This window comes from Cryptosporangium japonicum (assembly GCF_039524755.1).
Lineage (GTDB): Bacteria > Actinomycetota > Actinomycetes > Mycobacteriales > Cryptosporangiaceae > Cryptosporangium > Cryptosporangium japonicum.
Genome location: NZ_BAAAGX010000014.1, coordinates 195457 through 210490, shown reverse-complemented (window position 1 = coordinate 210490; position 15034 = coordinate 195457). Strand labels below are relative to the sequence as shown.

Here is a 15034-nt window from a genome sequence, read left to right as displayed (position 1 = left end):
GCATGGCTGATCCGGCACCGGTCCTCCTTCGTGCGGCGGGGCACCCGCTGCGCTGGCGCCTGCTCGGCGAGCTCGCCGAGAGCGACCGGCAGGTGCAGGAGCTGACGGCACGGGTCGGCCAGCCCCAGAACCTGGTCTCCTACCATCTCGGCCGGCTGCGCCAAGCCGGCGTCGTGCGGTCGCGGCGCAGCAACGCCGACGGCCGGGACACCTACTACCACCTCGATCTGGCCCGCTGCGCGGGGTTGCTCGCCGCCACCGGCGCGGCGCTGCACCCCGCGCTGCGGCCGGTCGCGCCGCCGCCCCCGGCCACCGTCACGGGCCGGGTGCTGTTCCTCTGCACGAGCAACAGCGGCCGCTCGCAGCTGGCCGAGGCCCTGCTGCGTCACCGCTCCGGCGGCGCGGTCGACGTCGTCAGCGCGGGCAGCCACCCCAAGCCGGTGTCCGACCACGCCGTCGCGGTGCTGGCCGGTTACGGCATCGACGCCACCGCCGCGCGGGCCAAGCACCTGGACGACTTCCGCGGCCGGCGCTTCGACCACGTCATCAGCCTGTGCGACCGGGTGCGCGAGATCTGCCCGGAGTTCCCGGGCCACCCGCACGTCGTCCACTGGAGCCTGCCCGACCCGGGCCGCGACCCCGACGGCCGCGCCGCCTACGCCCGGGTCGCCGCCGAGCTCGACGAACGCATCGGCTTCCTGCTGCACACGCTCGCTACCGGAGGTGCCTCATGACCACCGACACGACCGTCCACGTCCGCTACCTCGTCGACGACGTCGAGGCCGCGGTCGCGTTCTACACCGCCCACCTCGGCTTCGACGAAGGCTTCCGCGCGGTCCCCGCGTTCGCCGACGTGCGCCGCGGCAACCTGCGCCTGCTGCTGTCCGGCCCGGCCAGCTCGGCCGGGCGGCCGATGCCCGACGGCACCCGCCCGCACGCCGGTGGCTGGAACCGCATCCACCTGCTCGTCGACGACATCGACGCCGAGGTGGCCCGGCTGCGCGCGGCCGGGGTCGGGTTCCGCAGCGACGTCGTCGCCGGGCCGGGCGGGAAGCAGATCGTCCTGGACGACCCGGCCGGCAACCCGGTCGAGCTGTTCCAGCCCGCGGGCACGTAGGTGGTCGGTCTCGGAACGGTCCTGACGGAGTGGGGCCGGATCGGGTGCATCGGGTTCGGCGGGCCGCCCGCGCACATCGCGTTGCTGCGCAGGCTCTGCGTCGACGACCGGAAATGGCTGACCGCGCAGGAGTTCGAGGACGGCGTCGCCGCCTGCAACCTGCTGCCCGGGCCGGCCTCCACCCAGCTGGCGATCTTCTGCGCCTGGCGCGTCGCGGGGCGGGCCGGGGCACTCGTCGGCGGCGCCGCGTTCATCCTGCCCGGGCTGGTCGTCATCCTGGGGCTGGCCGCGCTGTTCCTGGCCGGCGACCCACCCACCTGGGTGACGGCCGCCGGCGCCGGAGCGGGCGCCGCGGTGGCGGCCGTCGCGGTCCACGCGGGCGCCGGGCTGGCACCGGCCGGGTGGAACCGCGCCACGGCCGACGGCAGCCGGGTGCGTTGGTGCGCCTACGTGCTCGCCGGCCTGGCCGCGGCGGCGCTGCTCGGACCGTGGCTCGTCGTGGTGCTGCTGGCCTGCGGCGTCGCCGAGGTGCTGCGCCGGCGGCTCCCGGTGCCCGGCCCCGGCCGTCCACTCGCGATCCCGCTGCTGGCCGGTACCGCCGGGGGTGGCGTCCTGCTCCCGATCGCCTGGGTCGCGCTCAAGGTGGGCGCGCTCTCCTACGGCGGCGGGTTCGTCATCATCCCGCTGATGCGTGCCGACGCCGTCGACCACTACGGCTGGATGACCGACGCCGAATTCCTCAACGCGGTCGCGCTCGGCCAGATCACGCCGGGGCCGGTCGTGCAGACCGTCGCCGTCGTGGGGTACGCCGCCGCCGGGCTCGGCGGGGGCGTCCTCGCCTCGATCGTCGCGTTCAGCCCGTCGTTCACCGTCGTCCTGCTCGGCGCCGACCGCTTCGACCGCCTGCGCGCCGACGCCCGCGTCCGCGCGTTCCTCGACGGGTCCGGGCCGGCGGCGATCGGCGCGATCCTCGGCTCGGCGATCCCGCTCGCGCTCGCACTGAGCGAGTGGTGGCAGTTCGCGGTGCTGGCCGCGGCCGCGGTGACGCTCTTCGTGCTGCGCCGCGGTGTGGTCACGACGCTGCTCGGCGCCGCCGCGGTCGGCGTGGCCGTGGTCGCTCTCGGCGCGCCCCTCCCCTAGCCGATTTCGCTGCGCGAGGGTCCGGCCCACCCGGCCGAGTTGGCCGCCGGGCTGGGCACGTCCCGGCCGAACCTCTCCGACCACCTGGCCCGCCTGCGTGGCTGCGGCCTGGTCGCGGCCGCGCCGGAAGGCCGCGGCACCCGCTACGAACTGGCCGACGCCCGCCCCGCCCACGCGCTCGGTGACCTGCTCGGCCCGGTGCTCTCCGCGGCCCGGCGCCGGGCGCGAGCCCGGGTCGGTGTCCGCGGTCGCGGTGAAGGAAGTCGCCGGTTCCGCCGGGGGCGCGGCTCGGCCACGTCCGGCGGTGGCCGGGGCGAAGTGCTTAGGTTCAGGGGTGCCTGAACTGCCGGAAGTGGAAACCGCCCGTGCCGTCATCGAGCGCGCCGCCCTGAAGCGCCGGATCGTGGCGGTCGACGACACCGACAGTTACGTGTGCCGGCCGCACCCGCCCGGCCAGATCCGGGACGCCCTGCTCGGCACCGAACTCACCGAGGCGCACCGGCGCGGCAAGACGATGTGGTGCGACACCGCGACCGGCCCGGTGCTCGGCCTCCACCTGGGCATGTCCGGCAAGATCGTGGTCACCGAGGCGGACGGCACCGAGGTCGACGGCGGTGACTACTGGGCCTACGGCCGCACGAACGGCGAGCACCGCTTCTGCCGGTTCTCGCTGACGTTCGCCGACGGCGGTGTGCTCCGCCTGCTCGACCCCCGCCGCCTGGCCCGGGTGCGGCTCGACCCGAACGTCGACGACCTGGGCCCGGACGCCGCCACGATCACCGCCGCCCGGTTCGCCCGTGCCGTCGGCGCCGGACGGGCGCCGGTCAAGGCCCGGCTGCTCGACCAGCACGCGCTGGCCGGCGTCGGCAACCTGCTGGCCGACGACGTCCTGTGGCGCGCCGGGGTGAACCCGGCGCGGCCGGTCGACGCGCTCACCGACGCCGACCGACGCCGCCTGCACCGCGCGCTGCGTGCCGCGATCGACGAGGCCGTGCGTGACGGCGGCGTGCACACGCTGCCGCTCGTCCCGGAGCGCCGCCCCGGCGGCCAGTGCCCGCGCGACCACACGATCCTCGTCCACGCCACGGTCGGCGGCCGCACCACGTACTGGTGCCCGAAGCATCAGGCCGGGTGACTCAGGCCGGGTGACTCAGGAGGCGGTACTGCAGCCCCGCCGCGACGGCCTCCAGCAGCGCGATGTCCACGTAGTGGCAGAACATCGCACCCAGGTACGACGGACCACCCCACGCGTTGACCGGAAAGTTGGGGTCGAGGCCGGCGAAGACCTGGAACGCCGCGCGGAAGAGCAGCCAGGCCTGCACGACCGCGAGGAGAGCGACGACGAGCAGGCGCGGCCAGTGCGCCGGGCGGGACCGTCCACGCCGGAACGTCGCCGCGAGCCGCGCCGTCGCCCGGCGCCGGAGCGGGGCGGTCAGCAGGTCCCACCGCCGCCGACGAGCGATCACCCCCAGACCGGCCAGCAGGACACCGGTGAGGATCAGGTGCGGGAGCCAGGCGTCGGTGCCGGCGACCTGCGCCTGCCGGACCGGCGATCGGTGGAGGTAGTAGATCAGCCCTCCGACGAGTCCCGCGGCGACACTGACCAGGGCAATCGTCACGGCGAAGCGTGACTTCTCGGTTTCAACCGTCATGGCCCCGATACTTCGACACCGGGTGCCCGTTCCGCGTCGCGCTACGGAGTGGTCCGTTCGGTGATACCACGGTATGACGGGCCCAGCGCCCAGGCGGCGAGGAGGTTCAGCGCGTCGGCGCTGGGTGAGCCCGGCTCGGCGGAGTAGACGGTCAGCGCGCCGCCGGGCCGGGTGCGCAGGTCGAGGGTCTCCCAGCTCAGCGAGAGCTCACCGACGAGCCGGTGCCGGAACACCGTGACCCCGGTGGCGTGGGTGACGACGTCGTGCAACGCCCAGCGGCGGCGGAACTCGTCGCTGCGCGCGGAGAGCTCACTGATCAGGGCGCACAGGCCCTGGTCGTGGGCGTCCTGCCCCAGCGCGGTGCGCAGGTTGGCCGCCACCGTGTCGGCGACGCCGCTCCAGCCGGGGAAACAGTGCGGCGCCGCAGGATCGAGGAACACGAACCGGGCCAGGTTCGGCGGACCGGCGAACATCTCGCTGAGCAGGGCCCGGCCGAGCGGGTTCGCGGCCAGGACGTCGGCCTGGGCGTTGGACAGGAACGCCGGACCGGTGATCGCGTCGAGCGTCCACTGCAGGCTCGGCCGGATCGCCGTCTCCGGAGCCGGTGCGCGTGGACGCAGCACGGCCGCGCTGCCGTTGGCCTCGTGCGCCAGCCGCATCAGGTACGCTCGCTCGGCGTCGTCGAACTGGAGCGCCCGCGCGATCGCGTCGAGCACCCCGGCCGAGGCACCGGCCAGCGACCCCCGTTCGAGCTTCGCGTAGTACTCGGGGCTCATCCCGGCCAGCAGCGCGACCTCGCTGCGCCGCAGCCCCTTGACCCGCCGCCGGCCGACGACGGGCAGCCCGGCCCGCTCGGGCGTGATCCGGGCTCGGCGGGTGGTCAGGAAGTCGCGTACCTCGGCAGCGCAGTCATCCACGCCTCCACGCTAGGTCGAACCACGCGCCGGAGCGACGTACTGTCGGTACACGTTTCGACCGGGACTTCCGGGCGACCGGCGGCGCGGCTGAACTCGACGACATGACAACCGCATTCGATCCGTACGACCTGGCCGGCCGGCGGCTGGCCAACCGCATCGCGATGGCCCCTATGACACGTAACCGCGCGACCGGTCCGGGAGCCACCCCGACCGAGCTGATGGCCACGTACTACGCGCAGCGGGCCGGCGCCGGGCTGATCGTCACCGAAGGCATCCAGCCGTCCGGAGTGGGACAGGGGTACCTGAATACGCCGGGCCTGCATTCGGACGAGCAGGTGGCCGCCTGGCGGACCGTCACCGACGCCGTCCACGCCCGGGGCGGCGTGATCTTCGCGCAGCTCATGCACGCCGGCCGGATCGGTCACCCCGCCCTGCGCCCCGGCGGCCCGGCACCGGTCGGCCCCTCGGCGGTGCCCGCGGTGGTGGAGGTGTTCACCGCCGACGGTCCGCGTCCGAGCGCCGTCCCGCGCGCGTTGACCGAGGACGACATCCACGGCACGATCCGCGACTACGCCGACGCCGCACGCAACGCGATCGAGGCCGGCTTCGACGGCGTCGAGCTGCACGGCGCGAACGGGTACCTGATCCACCAGTTCCTCTCGGCCAACGCCAACCGGCGCACCGACCGGTGGGGCGGCTCGGTCGAAGGGCGGATCCGGTTCGCCACCGAGGTCGCCGACGCCGTCGTCGTGGCGGTCGGGCGCGACCGGGTCGGGTTCCGGATCTCGCCGTTCAACCCCTTCAACGACATCACCGAAGTCGACGTCGAGGCGACGTACACGGCGCTGATCGCCCGCCTCGACGTGGCCTACCTGCACGTGCTGGAGTCCGGTGACCACCGTGACCTCACCCTGCGTCTCCGCGCGCAGTGGCCGGGAACCTTCCTGCTCAACGCCCCGGAGGTGCCCGGCCCGGAACGCCTGACGCTGGTCGCGGACGGCACCGCCGACGTCCTCACGTTCGGCGCGATGTTCCTCGCCAACCCCGACCTGCCGGCCCGTCTGGCCGCCGGGGGCCCCTTTAACGTCCCCGACCTCTCCACGGCCTACGGCGGCGACCACCGCGGCTACACCGACTACCCACCCCTGGCCGGCTGAACATCCGCCGGCGGCGGCCGGCTCTCCGCTCCTGGCGGCCGGCTCTCCGCTCCTGGCCGCCGGCTGTCGGCCCCTGGCGGCCGGCTGTCGGCCCCTGGCGGCTGACGTGGCGCGGCGCCGTGCCGCCGCCCCCATCCGACACCTGCCCGCACCGCAAGCCGGCCTGGCCGAACTCTCCTGGATCACCCGCCCGGCGACCGGCTCTTCGTGCTCCATCCGGCCGGGCTACCGACTCGTCGTGCTCCACCTGCCGAAGCGGGCCTTGCTCATTTCGTGCCACGGCGGGCCCTGTTCGTTGGTGGGACGGCTCGCTCGAGTTCGGTCGGATCCCGGGCCGTCGCCGGCCTACCGGTGCGGCGAGCCGGTACGACGGCCTCGCCGCACCGGAGCGTCGCCGGGGGACCCGGGCAAGGCCGGTCAGCCGGCGTTGATCACGCCGCTCATGACGCGCTCGGCGGCGACCGGTGGGAGGCGGAGAAGGCCGCGGGGTTCGGCGCGGCTCAGGGTCTCGTCGGCGGCGGGGTCGGCCAGGACCACGTGGTAGTCGAACGCGCCGCCGACCGGGGTGCGCGGCTTGAAGGCCGGGCAGTCCCAGCGGCCTTTTCTCATATCGCACCGCTTGCGGGGATGGAAGCGGTCATCTGAGGTTCGTTCCACCGCCCACAGCGTGCCGTCGGGTGACCCCGTCACGATCCCGGTGGCCCCGTCGCCGCTCTTGAACGGGCGTCCGTCCCGGGGCGCGACGAAGTCGAGGACGACCGACGGTGAAACGCTCCCCGATGCGCTGGGCACCACGGACTCCGGCACCCCAGCCCCGGACGCCATGGCCCCGGACGCCGTGGACCCGACCTCCTCGGACCGGCTCGAGGCCGCATCGGACCCCGCCTCTCCCGAGCCGCTACCGGCCGCGTACCCCCACACCCCGACCACCACCGCCGCGACCGCCACCGAGCCCGCACCCACCCACACCACCCGCCGCGACCTGGCCGCCGCCGTCCCGGGCCCGGGCGGACCGGCCGCCGCCGTCCCGGGCACGTCCGGATCGGCCGCCGCCATCCCGGGCAGGGGCGGAACCGGCGGGAGCCGAGGGCCCAGCACCGGGGGCTCGCCGAGTTCGATCCCGATCACCGCGGGCTGGCCGGTCAACAGCCGCAACAACGGTTCCACGCCCGCGCCGGAGAGCTCCGCCACCTCGACGTACGACGTCGAATACGGCCGCAGGAAACGCGGAACGTCCTCGCGTGTGCGTCCCGGCAACAGCACCGGCACGATCTTCCGGATCCCCGACTCGTGGTCGCGGTACAGCTCCTCGACCAGCTCCATCGCCTCGAAGCGCACGCCGCGGCGCTCGTCCCGTTCGGCGAGCCCGTCGGCGGTGCGCCGGTACTCCGGTGACGCGATCACGAGCACGAAGTCGGCCCGGTCGATCTGGCGCCGCATCCACGCCGGCCAGTCCGTGCGCCGCTCGGCCGCGGGCAGGTCGAGCCGCGCGTCGATGCCGCGCTCGCGCAGCAACGTCCAGAGCGTGCACACGTCGGCACTGTGCTCCGGGGAGTCGTGAGCGTAGGAGAGAAAGACGCGGACCGATGCCATCGAGCAGCACTCTATGCGACCTATCGAGCACCCGGTGTCAGGGCCGCACCAGCGCGAACGTCGCCGCCACGGCGATCACGTACCCGACGACGAGGGCGGCGACCAGCCGTCCGGCCACCCGGGTCGGCCGCGCGAACGTGACCACACCGGCCACCACGAGCACGAACGCGCCGACGTACATCGTCGCCGCGCGCTCGTGGTTCTTGGCGACGACGTCGCCGGTGAACAACCCGATCAGGGCCAGCAGAACCGCGACTCCCCCGGCGACCCGGGGCCACCACCCGCTCATGGGGCGCAAGCTATCCGACGGCCGCAATCACCGGCGCTTCGGCGTCGGCGCGTTCACCTGGTACTTCCAGCCGACCAGCCGCACGACGATGCACACCACCGCGCCGGCCACCGCGAACACCGCGCTGCTGCTCCCGGCGCGGTGCGCGACGACCGGCACGGCCGCGCCGAGCAGCGCGGGCACCGCGTACAGGCCCTCGCGCAGCACGGCCGGGACCTCACGGAGCAGGACGTCACGCAGCATCCCGCCGCCGATGCCCGTCACCGCACCGAGGATGATCGCCTGCGCCGGGCCGAGCCCGAACTGCAACGCCTTGCTGGCGCCGGTGACGGCGAACAGCCCGAGCCCGAGCGCGTCGAACACGGTGACGCTCGACTCGACGCGTTCCAGCACGTGGCCGGCGAAGAAGCACACCAGTCCGGCGGCCGTCACGGCGGCCAGGTAGCGCCAGTCCCGGAACGTCGCGGGTGGGGTGCCGATCAGCACGTCGCGGGCGATACCGCCGGCCAGTGCGACGACCGCGGCGAGCACGAGCACCCCGAACAGGTCGAGGTTCGCGCGTACCGCGGCCAGGCCGCCGCTGAGGCCGAACACGAACGTGCCCAACAGGTTGAGCACCAGGATGAACAGCGGGTCGATCTCCATTGACCAGCAGCGTAAGCGCACTGTGAGCTCGGCCTCGCGTCGCCGTCCCGACAGTTCGTAGGAGTCCTACCTGGAGCCTACGTACTCTTCCGCCGTGCGTACCCGACGGCGATCCCACGCCCTGGCCGTGGTCGTGCTCGTGGCCACGGCGGCCCTCGTCGCCGGCGGAACGAGACCGCCGTCGGCCACCTCGACCGAGCCCCCGCACTCGCTGTACCGCGTCATCTGCGATCTGAAGGGCAAGGAGATCGCACTCGGCTGTACGCCCGCCACCGCGATCCGGGTGGAGGGTGGGCCACCGGTCGCGGTCGCCGACGCCAACCTGACGTACGACAACCTGGGCGCCGCGTACGACTTCTTCGCCAGGTACCTGGGCCGCGACTCCGTCGACGGGAAAGGCATGCCGCTGCGGGCGCTGGTCAACGCGTGCGACGGGCTGAACTGCCCGGTCCGGGGCAGCTTCTGGGCGAACGACCACTTCGTCGTCGGGGTCGACGCGGCCGCCGGGGACGACGTCGCCACCCACGAGCTGACGCACGGCATCACGTCGTACACGTCGAACCTCGCCTACACCTATCAGTCCGGCGCGATCAACGAGTCGATGTCCGACGTCTTCGGGGAGTTCGAGGACCAGCTGTTCGCGGTGCCGGGCAGCAACGACGAGCCGCAGAACGACTGGCTGTTCGGCGAGGACGAGGCCGAGTACGACCCGGTGCGCAGCCTGGCCGACCCGACCAGGGTGCTGGGCACGGAGGGCTACCGCTCCCCCGACCGCATGCACTCGCCGTACTACTTCGTGTCCGGCGACGACGTCGACCCGGCCGCACCGGAGGACAGCGGGGGCGTGCACTACAACAGCGGCGTGGGCAACAAGGCCGCCTGGCTGATCGCCGCGCCCGGCACGCACGCGTTCAACGGGCAGCGGGTGACCGGCATCGGCGTTCCCAAGGCCGCCCGGCTCTACTACCGCGTCCTGCGGTCGTTACCGTCGGCGGCGGACTACCCCGACCTCGCCGCGGCGCTGACCGGCGCCTGCGCCGCGCTGGCCGCCGAGCACACCGCCGGGTTCACCACCGGCGACTGCGTCCAGGTGGAGCGGGCCGTCGTCGCCACCGAGATGCGGTTGCCGCCGCTCGCGCCCGGGGCGGCGCTGGTGCCTCCGGCGCCGGTCTGTCCGGCCGGTACCCGCGCGACGGTGCTGGCCGCCGACGGTTTCGAGCGGGCCGAGGCCGGTCCGTGGGCGGTGACCGGGCAGTGGCGCTACCCGCCGGCCCGGGGCGACGACCCGGCCTACACCGACACCCAGTTCCACGTCTACGCGAAGGAGGGCCGGCGTTCGCTGGAGTCGTTCACGCCCAGCGACCTGCTCGACGCCCCGCCGCCCCGGCAGAGCACCGCGACCTGGAAGACGACGATCGCCGTGCCGTCCGGCACCCGCGCCTACCTGCGGTTCCAGCACGCGCGTCAGATGTCGGTCGCCGAGGGCAAGAACCTCGGCGCCGGGTACGTGCAGTACCGGGTGGACGGCGGCGGGTGGCGCGACGCCGGTGCGCTGCTCACCGACAACGGGTACACCGGCGCGCTCGACGCGTCCGCCGGGTACGGCACCGCCACCGGCTTCACCGGCAGTACGCACGGCTACACCGCCAGCCGGATGGACCTGACGTCGCTGGCCGGGCACCGCGTCCAGCTCCGGTTCGTGTCGGTGATCGACGAGTACTATTCGTCGGCCTGGTGGCTGGACGACGTCCGTGCGTACACCTGTGCGTGAGGCGGTGGCCGCACTGGCCGTCGCCGTGGGCCTGGCCGGGTGCGCGCCGGGCTTCGCGCCGGGGGCCGCGGGCATCGGCGACCCGTACTTCCCCACCGCGGGAAACGGCGGGTACGACGTCGCGGGCTACGACCTGGACCTGCGCTACGACCCGTCGACCGGGGTGCTCTCCGGCGCGGCCACGATCACCGCGACCGCGACCCGGGCGCTCTCCCGCTTCCACCTCGACCTGGCGGCGCTGACCGCGAGCACGGTCACCGTGGACGGGGCCGCCGCCGGGCACTCCGCGCAAGGTGGCGAACTGGTGGTGACCCCACCGGACGGCCTCGAGCGGGGCCGGCGCTTCACCACCGTGGTCACGTACTCGGTACGCCGGGTCCGCCGGACGGGAACGAGGACAGCGGCTGGTTCCGCACCGCGGAGGGCGCCTACGCGGTCGGCGAGCCGCGGTCGGCGAGCGCGTGGTACCCGGTGAACGACCACCCGGCCGACAAGGCCGCGTTCCGGCTGGCGATGACGGTGCCCGACGGCCTGGCCGCGATCAGCAACGGGCGGCCCGGCCCGCGCCGATCGTCCGGCGGCTGGACGACGTGGCGCTGGACCGAGGCCGCGCCGATGGCGCCCTACCTGACGTTGCTCACGATCGGCCGGTACCGGGTCACGACCACCGCGCACCGGGGCGCCCCGATGGTGATCGCGATCCCGGAGTCGTTACCGGCGGACGGACCGTCGGCCCGGTCGCTGGCACGCACCGGCGAGATCGCCGACTTCCTGGCGACGCGGTTCGGCCCGTACCCGTTCGACACGTACGGCGGGGTGGTCGTCGACGACGACCGCTTCGGGTACGCGTTGGAGACCCAGTCCCGTCCGGTCTACAGCAGCGAGTTCTTCCGGCGCGGGGCGGACACCGGCCTGGTCGCCCACGAGCTGGCCCACCAGTGGTTCGGCGACAGCGTCTCGCTGCGCCGCTGGGCCGACATCTGGCTCAACGAGGGCTTCGCCACCTACGCCGAGTGGCTGTGGGCCGAGCACGAGGGCCGCGGCCGTCCGCAGTCGACGTTCGACGCGCTGTACTCCACGTTCGACTGGTCCGCCCCACCCGGTGACCCCGGCGCCGACGGCCTCTTCGGCGACCCGGTCTACCAGCGCGGCGCGATGACCGTCCACGCGCTGCGCACCACGATCGGCGACGCGGCGTTCCGGGCCCTGCTCACGACGTGGACGGCCGACCATCGCGGCGGCACCGTGACCACCGCCGACTTCGTCGCGGCCGCCGAGAAGGCCGCCGGCGGCCGCGACCTGGACGCGTTCTTCCGGGCCTGGCTCCACGGCACGACCGCACCCCCGCACGGCTGAGGAGTCTTGTTCCGTGCCCCCGCCCGATACGGTCGCGCGATGATCACCGATCCGACGCTGCTGCGTATCGGCGAGGCCGCGCAGCTCAACCACCGGGGTGAGCGGGAGACCGCCCGGCGCCTGCTCACCGAGCTCTGGCACGAGATCGGCGGCGAGGAGGGCGACCCACTGCAGCGGTGCGTACTCGCGCACTCCCTGGCCGACGCGCAGGACGACGTGCGCGCCGAGCTGGAGTGGGATCAGCGTGCGCTGGCGGCCGTCGCTCTGCTGACCGAGGAACGCCTGGCCGACGCCGGGGTGCCGATGTCGGTCGCCGGCCTGTACCCGTCGCTGCACCTGAGCCTGTGCGAGTGCTACCGGAAGCTGGGCGACCTCGACCGGGCCCACGAGCACCTGCGCGCGGCCCGGGACACGGTCGGCGCGCTCGGCGACGACGAGTACGGTCGGCTGATCCGGGACGGCCTGGAGACGGTGGCCGCGGGGCTGCGGGCTCAGTAGCCGACCCGGAACGTGCGCCGGTACGACTGCGGTGTGACGCCCAGCGCGACGTGCAGGTGCTGGCGGAGCTGGGTGGCGCTGCCGAACCCGGTCTCGGTGGCGATGCGCTCCACGGTGAAGTCGGTGGTCTCCAGCAGCGCGCGGGCCCGGTCGACGCGCTGGGAGATGAGCCACTGCACCGGGGTGACGCCGGTCTCGGCGACGAAGTGGCGACTGAACGTCCGCTTGCTCATCGACGCGTGGGCGGCGAGGTCGGCGATCGTCAGCGGCTGCTCGAGCCGGTGCAGCGCCCAGTGCCGGGTGGGTCCGGTGCCCACCGCCGACGCGGCCGGGGTGGGGCGCCGGATGAACTGCGCCTGGCCGCCGTCGCGCCACGGCGCCACCACACATTTGCGCGCGGCCTCGTTCGCCACCTCGGCGCCGTGGTCGCGGCGCAGGATGTGCAGGAACAGGTCGATGCCGGCGGCGGCACCGGCGGACGTCAGCACGCGCCCGGCGTCGACGAAGAGCACGTCCGGGCGGAGGTCGACGCTCGGGAACAGGCGCGCGAAATCCTCGGCGAGGTTCCAGTGCGTGGTGGCCGCGAGCCCGTCGAGCAGCCCCATCGAGGCGAGGATGAACGCCGAGGTGCAGGTGCTCACGATCCGCGCGCCCGGCCGGACCAGGGCCAGCGCGGCCGCGGTCGGGGCGTCCGGCCGGCCGGTGCGCAGCAGCTCCTCGGACGGCTCCTGAGTCGCGACGACGACGGTGTCCGCGTCGGCGAGCGCGGTCTCGTCGTGGTCGACGTCGATCCGGAAGCCGGCGTTCGTCAGCACCGGACCACCGCCGATCGAGCAGACCGTCACCTGGTAGCGGCCGTCGGCCTCGTTCAGCACCCGCGCCGGGATGCCCAGGTCGAACGGCATCACGCCGGGAAGAGCGAGCACGGCCACCCGATGAACCATGGCACGAATCCTACGCTTGATGTCGTTCGTGCCACTGGGCGGCGGGCGAGGACCGGCGAAAGCTGGGGGCATGACGATGAAAGCAGTGGTGCAGCACTCCTTCGGCGGGCCGGAAGCTCTCACGGTCGAGTCGGTGAAGCGCCCGTCTCCGCTCCCGACCGAGGTGCTGGTCCGGGTGTACGCGGCCGGCGTGAACCCGGTCGACTGGAAGACCAGGGCCGGGGGCGGCGTGGCGGGCGTGGTCGAGCCGCCGTTCGTGCCCGGCTGGGACGTCGCCGGGGTGGTGGAGGAGATCGGCTCGGGGGTGACCCGGTTCGCGGTCGGCGACCGGGTGTACGGGATGCCGTGGTTCCCGCGTGCCGGTGGTGCGTACGCCGAGTACGTGACCGCTCCGTCGCGTCAGTTCGCCCGCGCGCCGCGGACAGCGACGTTCGAGCAGGCGGCCGGGGTGCCGCTGGCCGCGCTCACCGCCTGGCAGGCCCTGGTGGACACGGCGGACGTCCGGCCCGGCCAACGGGTGCTGGTCACCGCGGCGGCCGGCGGCGTCGGGCACTTCGCGGTGCAGATCGCGAAGCACCTGGGGGCCTACGTGATCGGTGTCGCCGGACCGAGCAACCGCGAGTGGCTCACGAGCATCGGCGCGGACGAGGTCGTCGACTACACCACCACCGCGTTCGACGACGTCGTGACCGATCTCGACGTGGTGTTCGACCTGATCGGTGGGGACAACCAGGCCCGCGCGATCCGGGCGCTGCGCCGCGGCGGCCGGCTGGTCTCGGTGTCCGGGCCGCTCGCGCCCGACCTGGCCGCCGCCGCCGACGACGCCGGGGTGGGCGTCGCCCCGTTCCTGGTCGAGCCGGACGGCGCCGCGCTCGCCACGATCGCGGACCTGATCGACCAGGGCGCGATCCACGTGGAGATCGCTCGGGTGGTGCCGCTCGACCGGGTCGCCGAGGCCCACGAGGCCGGGGAGTCCGGGCACACCCGGGGCAAGATCGTGCTGGGAGTCAGGACCGCTCGGCCAGGAACGGCATCCCGGTGAGGTTCTCCGAGATCTCCCAGATGCGCGCGGCGTCCTCCGGCGACCGCAGCCGCGAGTAGATCTCCTGCTCGGCCGGGGCGCCGGAGAGGTGCCCCAGGCCGCTGGGACCGTAAAACCGGCCCCCGCGGGCGTCCGGCGACGTCGCGGCCAGGAGCGCGGGCAGCGCGGCCGACTCCGGCGTGCCGGTGAGACCGACGCGCGAGAGCACCCGGATCAGCCGCACCCCGAGGGTGTCGTTCCGCCGGCCCACCTCGGGGCGCGCGGCCAGCAGGTTCGTCGGCGCGACGCCGGGGTGCGCGATGTTGCTGGTGATGCCCCAGCCGGCCGCCTGGCTGCGCCGGTCCAGCTCGAGCCCGAACAGCCCGAACGCGATCTTGGACTGGCTATAGGCGCTCTGCCCCTTGTAGTTCCGTTCCCAGTTCAGGTCGTCCCAGTTGATCGTGCCCTGGTTGGCGGCCACGCTCAGCTGCGACGTCACCCGGGCGCCGCCGGCACGCAGCAGCGGCAGCAGGTGGGCGACGAGCGCGAAGTGGCCCAGGTGGTTGCTGCCGAACTGCAGCTCGAACCCGTCGGCGGTGGTGCGGCGCTCCGGCGGCGTCATCACGCCGGCGTTGTTGACCAGGAGGTGGACCGGCCGGTTCTCGTCGCGCAGCGTGGCCCCGAGGGCGGCGACCGAGCTCAGCGACGAGAGGTCGAGGTCACGCAGCGTGACCGTCGCGTGGGGCGTTCGCTCGAGGATCCGCGCCACCGCCGCCTCGCCCTTCGACCGGTTGCGCACCGGCAGGACGACCTCGGCACCGGCGGCGGCGAGGCGGGCGGCCAGGTGGAAGCCGACGCCGTCGCTGCCGCCGGTGACGACAGCGAGCCGGCCGGAAAGGTCAGGAACCGTGAATGTGCTCATGCCTAGAGCCTG

Annotated in this window: 15 protein-coding genes and 2 pseudogenes; 10 read left to right on the top strand and 7 right to left on the bottom strand. The window is 74.0% G+C overall.

The window, feature by feature from the left end; all coding sequences use genetic code 11:
* Nucleotides 1–2: 2 nt before the first annotated feature.
* The 5 genes and pseudogenes from ABD437_RS17755 to ABD437_RS17735 all read left to right on the top strand — a co-directional run bounded on the left by ABD437_RS17755 (nt 3) and on the right by ABD437_RS17735 (nt 3392).
* Nucleotides 3–734 carry an arsenate reductase/protein-tyrosine-phosphatase family protein gene (locus ABD437_RS17755; RefSeq protein ID WP_344649948.1) on the top strand — a complete coding sequence of 244 codons (732 nt, stop codon included), beginning with the start codon at nt 3–5 and terminating at the stop codon, nt 732–734.
* The gene (locus ABD437_RS17750) at nt 731–1117 is read left to right on the top strand and encodes a VOC family protein (RefSeq protein ID WP_344649947.1); all 387 of its coding nucleotides are present in this window, start codon (nt 731–733) and stop codon (nt 1115–1117) included. The genes ABD437_RS17755 and ABD437_RS17750 overlap by 4 nt, the downstream gene beginning before the upstream one ends.
* The gene (gene chrA / locus ABD437_RS17745; protein WP_344649946.1) at nt 1118–2257 is read left to right on the top strand and encodes a chromate efflux transporter; all 1140 of its coding nucleotides are present in this window, start codon (nt 1118–1120) and stop codon (nt 2255–2257) included.
* Between the two features lie 3 nt (nt 2258–2260).
* A pseudogene (locus tag ABD437_RS17740) lies at nt 2261–2464 on the top strand (helix-turn-helix domain-containing protein); the annotation flags it as partial.
* Between the two features lie 127 nt (nt 2465–2591).
* Nucleotides 2592–3392 (top strand): DNA-formamidopyrimidine glycosylase family protein, encoded by an 801-nt coding sequence (locus ABD437_RS17735; RefSeq protein ID WP_344649945.1) that lies wholly within the window; start codon nt 2592–2594, stop codon nt 3390–3392.
* A gap of 1 nt (nt 3393) precedes the next feature.
* On the opposite strand, the gene ABD437_RS17730 is transcribed toward ABD437_RS17735, so the two are convergent.
* Both ABD437_RS17730 and ABD437_RS17725 read right to left on the bottom strand, forming a co-directional pair.
* A complete protein-coding gene (locus ABD437_RS17730; protein WP_344649944.1) occupies nt 3394–3909 on the bottom strand; it encodes a hypothetical protein in 516 nt (171 codons plus the stop codon).
* Nucleotides 3910–3950: 41 nt separating this feature from the next.
* Complete coding sequence (locus tag ABD437_RS17725; RefSeq protein WP_344649943.1) at nt 3951–4826, bottom strand: helix-turn-helix domain-containing protein; 876 nt, start codon at nt 4824–4826, stop codon at nt 3951–3953.
* 101 nt (nt 4827–4927) lie between these two features.
* On the opposite strand from ABD437_RS17725, the gene ABD437_RS17720 reads away from it, so the two are divergent.
* Nucleotides 4928–5983 (top strand): alkene reductase, encoded by a 1056-nt coding sequence (locus tag ABD437_RS17720; protein ID WP_344649942.1) that lies wholly within the window; start codon nt 4928–4930, stop codon nt 5981–5983.
* Between the two features lie 417 nt (nt 5984–6400).
* Here ABD437_RS17720 and ABD437_RS17715 read toward each other — a convergent pair whose 3' ends face one another.
* From ABD437_RS17715 to ABD437_RS17705, 3 genes are read right to left on the bottom strand one after another with little or no spacing between them, the layout of a single operon-like run.
* On the bottom strand, nt 6401–7576 hold the full coding sequence (locus tag ABD437_RS17715; RefSeq protein ID WP_344649941.1) for a toll/interleukin-1 receptor domain-containing protein: 1176 nt from the start codon (nt 7574–7576) through the stop codon (nt 6401–6403).
* Nucleotides 7577–7613: 37 nt separating this feature from the next.
* A complete protein-coding gene (locus ABD437_RS17710; protein ID WP_344649940.1) occupies nt 7614–7865 on the bottom strand; it encodes a hypothetical protein in 252 nt (83 codons plus the stop codon).
* Between the two features lie 27 nt (nt 7866–7892).
* Nucleotides 7893–8510, bottom strand: a complete 618-nt coding sequence (locus tag ABD437_RS17705) for a trimeric intracellular cation channel family protein (protein ID WP_344649939.1) — start codon at nt 8508–8510, stop codon at nt 7893–7895.
* Nucleotides 8511–8604: 94 nt separating this feature from the next.
* On the opposite strand from ABD437_RS17705, the gene ABD437_RS17700 reads away from it, so the two are divergent.
* From ABD437_RS17700 to ABD437_RS17690, 3 genes and pseudogenes are all read left to right on the top strand, one after another.
* On the top strand, nt 8605–10281 hold the full coding sequence (locus ABD437_RS17700) for a M4 family metallopeptidase (RefSeq protein ID WP_344649938.1): 1677 nt from the start codon (nt 8605–8607) through the stop codon (nt 10279–10281).
* A pseudogene (locus tag ABD437_RS17695) lies at nt 10232–11637 on the top strand (M1 family metallopeptidase). Before ABD437_RS17700 ends, ABD437_RS17695 begins: the two are co-directional and overlap by 50 nt.
* Before the next feature lie 39 nt (nt 11638–11676).
* Complete coding sequence (locus ABD437_RS17690; RefSeq protein ID WP_344649937.1) at nt 11677–12135, top strand: hypothetical protein; 459 nt, start codon at nt 11677–11679, stop codon at nt 12133–12135.
* Here the strand turns inward: ABD437_RS17690 and ABD437_RS17685 are convergent.
* Entirely contained in the window at nt 12129–13079 is a 951-nt protein-coding gene (locus ABD437_RS17685; protein WP_344649936.1) for a GlxA family transcriptional regulator, read from the bottom strand. The two genes, ABD437_RS17690 and ABD437_RS17685, sit on opposite strands and share 7 nt — an antisense overlap.
* Before the next feature lie 76 nt (nt 13080–13155).
* On the opposite strand from ABD437_RS17685, the gene ABD437_RS17680 reads away from it, so the two are divergent.
* A complete protein-coding gene (locus ABD437_RS17680) occupies nt 13156–14121 on the top strand; it encodes an NADP-dependent oxidoreductase (RefSeq protein WP_344650171.1) in 966 nt (321 codons plus the stop codon).
* Here ABD437_RS17680 and ABD437_RS17675 read toward each other — a convergent pair.
* On the bottom strand, nt 14087–15022 hold the full coding sequence (locus ABD437_RS17675) for an SDR family oxidoreductase (protein WP_344649935.1): 936 nt from the start codon (nt 15020–15022) through the stop codon (nt 14087–14089). The genes ABD437_RS17680 and ABD437_RS17675 overlap by 35 nt on opposite strands.
* Nucleotides 15023–15034: the final 12 nt, after the last annotated feature.